Origin of the sequence: Porcibacter vitabionis (assembly GCF_046263795.1) — a bacterium.
Lineage (GTDB): Bacteria > Bacillota > Clostridia > Lachnospirales > Lachnospiraceae > Lachnocurva.
The window spans coordinates 1-4652 of sequence record NZ_JBJYZD010000023.1 but is presented as its reverse complement, the minus strand read 5'-3'; the positions used below and the strand labels follow the sequence as shown (position 1 = coordinate 4652).

Here is a 4652-nt window from a genome sequence, read left to right as displayed (position 1 = left end):
TCCCGTCCATTAAGGACATAAGATCCCTTGAAGAGTACAAGGTAGATAGGTCAGAGGTGGAAGTGCCGTAAGGCATGGAGCTGACTGTTACTAATCGATCGAAGGCTTGATCAAGAAGGTTTCATTGCAGTAAGTTGGAAGGACAATCTTTTCCAGGTGTTTCAATCCTGACGGATTGAAACTGGTCTCGATTCTAGCGAATCGAGACAGGTCATAACTCCTTCGGAGTCATGACAATCTATATGAAGTTTTGAAGGTATACACCTTTACAGTGATCCTCCTTAGCTCAGTCGGTAGAGCATTCGGCTGTTAACCGAAGTGTCGTTGGTTCGAGTCCAACAGGGGGAGCTTTCTTTGTATCCGAGAAAGGATAGATAGAGAATCCGAGGCCCCATGGTCAAGCGGTTAAGACACCACCCTTTCACGGTGGTATCGTGGGTTCAAATCCCGCTGGGGTCATCAGAAGCCAAAAGGAGCAGATACCTTTAAGAAGGGACCTTTAGCTCAGTTGGTTAGAGCAGCCGGCTCATAACCGGTCGGTCCTGGGTTCGAGTCCCCGAAGGTCCACTGAAAAGAATAAGGCCCGGTGGTTCAGCTGGTTAGAACGCCGCCCTGTCACGGCGGAGGTCGAGGGTTCGAGTCCCTCTCGGGTCGTTAATTGTCACGATTTCTTCGAAATCGTGACAAGGAGTAGTTGCATTAGAAGATCGGGCTTTGCCCGAGGCGACTGCGTAGGTCATGATTTCTTCGAGATCGTGACGAGGAGCAGTTGCATTGGAAGATCGGGCTTCGCCCGAGGGCAACTGCGTAGGTCCCGATTTCTTCGAAATCGTCGTAAGGAGCAGTTGCAATGGAAGATCGGGCTTCGCCCGAGGGCAACTGCGTAGGTCATGATTTCTTCGAAATCATGACAGGATATGTGCGTGTAGCTCAGCTGGATAGAGCACTTGGCTACGGACCAAGGTGTCGGGGGTTCGAATCCTCTCACGCACGTTTGGAAAGGAGATGCAAGAGCATCTCCTTTTTTTATATTTCTTTCTTTTCTTCCATTCTTGCAACTTACTTTTCTTCAATTCTTCTAATCTTATCGATCGTTTTGAATTTCCTTTTTCCGGTCTAAATTTCTCTTGACATGCCTATACTGTAATAGTATAACTAGTACAGATAGGACAGAAAGGAGATGCTTATGAATTTCCTTGATTATCAGGATCCTAGGCCGATTTACGAGCAGATCGCTGATATGTATCAAAAACTGATACTGAAGGGAGCTTTATCTGCCGATGAGCCTATGCCGTCGGTTCGAAAACTCGCAGTCGAGCTTTCGACAAATCCGAATACAGTGCAGAAAGCATATGCGCTGCTGGAACAGAAAGGATTTATCTATTCCGTCAAAGGGCGGGGAAACTTTGTGAAGGTCGATCCTGAGCTTCGGAAGAAGAGAAAGGCTGAATTGAAAGCTGAACTGGAAGAGATTTTTCTTGAGGCGGAAGAAGTCGGGATCAGCAGAACGGAACTTTTAGAGGATGATGGAAAGGACGGGGAACAATGATTGAGGCAAAGCATGTCAGTAAATTCTTCGATTCTTCACCGGCGCTTACGGATGTAAGCCTGACTATAGCGGATGGTGAAATCACAGGTCTTGTCGGAACCAATGGAGCAGGAAAGAGTACACTTCTGCGTCTGATCGCCGGCGTTCTGAAGGCAGACAAGGGCCAGATCACCGTAGATGGAAAAACCAGCTGGGACAATCCGGCTGCCAAGGCAGAGTTCGTCTTTGTATCGGATGATCCCTATTTTCTTGGAAATGCAACTCCCAGGGCTATGGAAGCCTATTATAAGAGCCTCTATCCGGCCTTTGATTCGAAGAAATTCGATAAGCTTCTCTGGTCCTTTGCTCTGAATCCGGCCCAGAGAGTCCAGACCTTTTCCAAGGGAATGCGGCGGCAGCTGGCCATTGTTCTGGCCATCTGCACGAATACCAGGTATGTGCTTCTGGACGAGACCTTTGACGGTTTGGATCCGGTCATGCGGACGGCAGTGAAGTCTCTTTTTGCGGACGAGATGGCAGACCGGGGATTCACGCCCCTGATCTCCTCCCACAGCTTAAGGGAACTGGAGGACATCTGCGATCATGTGGGTCTTCTTCACAAGGGCGGTCTTCTTTTATCCGAGTCCATCGATGAAATAAAGACTGGCCTCTTGAAATTACAGTGTGTATTCCAGGACGAATCCTCCGTAAAGGAACTGGCCGGGTCGGTAAAGATTCTTTCGGACGAACGTCAGGGTAAGCTTCATGTGATGACCGTCAAGGCTACAAGAGAGGAGATCACAGAGATCTTTTCCCATATTGATACGATCTTCTTTGAAATACTGCCTCTGACACTGGAGGAACTGTTTATCGCAGAAACGGAAGGAGCGGGATATGATGTCAGAAAACTCATCATTCAGTAACTTCATTGCTTTACAGAAAAATATTACGAAGAGACGGAAGTGGCTGGTCGTTCTGGCTTTTGTAACCTACCTCCTCTATAATGTCGGATTTCTTCTTCTCTATCTCTCGTCAAATATCCAGGCGGGACTTAGAAAAAGTGCTCTGATATCAGCAGCGGCGACCGTCCCGGGACCCTATTCCATGAATGGTATCATTACTGCAGTCGGATCGGTCCTTCTTGCCATTGAAGGCTTCCGCTGGCTGTCCAACCGGCAGATGCTGGATTTCTACGAAAGTCAGCCCTTTACCAGAAATGAGCATTTCTTTGCTGTCTATGTGAACAGCGCTCTGATCCTCTTCTTCTCCCATCTGTCCGGAACGGTTTTCGGACTGCTGTCGATGGCTGGCTATCGTGTCTGCAGCGTGAAAGCAGTTGAAACTGCATTTTTCTGTCTGGGTATGGATCTTACCATCTTTCTGGCTATTTTCTCGGTATCGGTTCTGGCCGTCATGCTGACCGGGAATCTGGTAGTTTCCGTCCTGGCCACGATCGTTCTCCTGGCCTTTGAACCGGCCTTCAAGATGAGCCTGAATTTCTGCATGCGGCTCCTGCCCAATTTCGGCGGCTCCGGGATCTCCTACTATGGGATCTTTTCCCCGATTCTGTCCCTGCAGAAGCAGGCAGGGATCGGAATCCCGGAGAATCTGATCTGTGCAGCTATTGTAACGGCAGCCGCCTTTGCACTCTATCATTTCCGGAAAAATGAAGACGCCGGTAAGACGGTGCCGCTGAAGGCCGTCAGAGTGATCGCGAAGATCCTTCTGGTTCTTCTTCTTTCCCTTCTGATCGGTGTCTCCTGCTATGGCGGTTCCGGCACGCTTAAGGATTCTGTGATTGCCATCATCGTTTCCGCAGTCCTGATCGGCGGCCTCATGGAAGCAATTTACAATTCCGATATCCGGAAGGCCTTCCGGGGCATGGGCTACACAGCCATCGGCTGCATCCTGTCTCTTGCGATTCTTCTGTCCTGCGGTCTGGATTTCTTCGGCTATGGCCACTGGGTACCGGACAAGAGCCAGGTTGTCAGTGCCTGGATCGGTCCGTCTGGAAGCAGTAAATTTGAAAGCAGGTATATGGAACTTACGGATATTGATACGGTCAATGCACTTCTGAAGGCGGGAGAAAATACGGAGACTGATGAGGATACCCTCTATTCCGTAGAGATCGCCTATCGGATGAAAAACGGAAAGGTAAAGGCCCGCAATGTTTCCATACCTTCTTCTTCCGAGAATTTAATGAAAAAGATAATCGACAGTAAGGAATTCAAAGAGGGCTACTTCACCGTCTACCACGATGAAAAAATCAGGAACAATCTGAAGTCGGCCTATATTTCCTATCAGAACTTTGACTACAGCGCGGATGCGGAAGGCAGACGCATGGCAAAGAACCCCAAGGTCTACGAGAAAATCCGGACGGCCTACCTGAAGGATCTGGAAGACTATAATTACGAGACTGAGGCCTATAAATCGGAGATCGGAGAGATCTCGGTTGACCTGAATCTGGGCGGCTGGCAGGCAGAGTACTGCCAGATCCCGGTTTATCAGTCCTTTACCAATACCATTGAGGTCCTGAAGGACAATGATCTCTATGTGGAGCCGGCAGAGCTGTCGGAGGACACCAATAGCGGCGGATCCTTCTATGTACATCCGGAGAAGCTCAGCTACTGAGTCGATATACGGATTCCATAGTAACCATGTGAAAATCAGCTGCTGATCGTGAAATACGGATTCCCTTGGAATCATGTGACAGATCAGTTCCTGATTCAGAAACCCCCAATTTTGAAAACAGGCTGCGTTTGCAGTCTGTTTTCGTATATACTGGAAGAATCCTGCGGAGAAATATAGACCATTTCAATCGAGGATTTGCAGCATAATCTTCAGGAGAAATATAGACCATTTTCATCGAGGACAAGTGGTAGAGTTCAGGTGAAAAATCAGGCAGCAAAAAAATATGAGAAAAAATATAAAATCCGCTTGACACTCATATCAAAAAAGAGTAAAGTACATGAAGTCGGCACGAGAGAGCGCCGAAAGAAAACAGCACTTTGATAACTGAACAATGAAACAACCTTGAAAGATTCTAAATGAGAGAATTTTTTAAAGAACGCGTTATGGAGACATAACAAACCTAAAAGCAGTAAAGCGAAGGAAACGAATGACA

3 protein-coding genes, 5 tRNA genes and 1 rRNA gene are annotated in these 4652 nt (G+C 47.9%); all 9 read left to right on the top strand.

Annotation, left to right across the window (positions count from 1 at the left end; genetic code table 11):
* Positions 1–114: ribosomal RNA gene (locus ACKX2L_RS11355) — 23S ribosomal RNA — on the top strand; the annotation flags it as partial.
* 161 nt (positions 115–275) lie between these two features.
* A tRNA-Asn gene (locus tag ACKX2L_RS11350) sits at positions 276–348 on the top strand.
* Positions 349–387: 39 nt separating this feature from the next.
* Positions 388–459: transfer RNA gene (locus tag ACKX2L_RS11345), tRNA-Glu, on the top strand.
* Positions 460–493: 34 nt separating this feature from the next.
* A tRNA-Ile gene (locus ACKX2L_RS11340) sits at positions 494–567 on the top strand.
* 13 nt (positions 568–580) lie between these two features.
* A tRNA-Asp gene (locus tag ACKX2L_RS11335) sits at positions 581–654 on the top strand.
* 265 nt (positions 655–919) lie between these two features.
* Positions 920–993, top strand: a tRNA-Arg gene (locus ACKX2L_RS11330).
* 193 nt (positions 994–1186) lie between these two features.
* On the top strand, positions 1187–1549 hold the full coding sequence (locus ACKX2L_RS11325) for a GntR family transcriptional regulator (RefSeq protein ID WP_497552116.1): 363 nt from the start codon (positions 1187–1189) through the stop codon (positions 1547–1549).
* Entirely contained in the window at positions 1546–2451 is a 906-nt protein-coding gene (locus ACKX2L_RS11320) for an ABC transporter ATP-binding protein (protein ID WP_497552115.1), read from the top strand. The genes ACKX2L_RS11325 and ACKX2L_RS11320 overlap by 4 nt, the downstream gene beginning before the upstream one ends.
* Positions 2423–4159, top strand: a complete 1737-nt coding sequence (locus ACKX2L_RS11315; protein ID WP_497553311.1) for a hypothetical protein — start codon at positions 2423–2425, stop codon at positions 4157–4159. The genes ACKX2L_RS11320 and ACKX2L_RS11315 overlap by 29 nt, the downstream gene beginning before the upstream one ends.
* Positions 4160–4652: the final 493 nt, after the last annotated feature.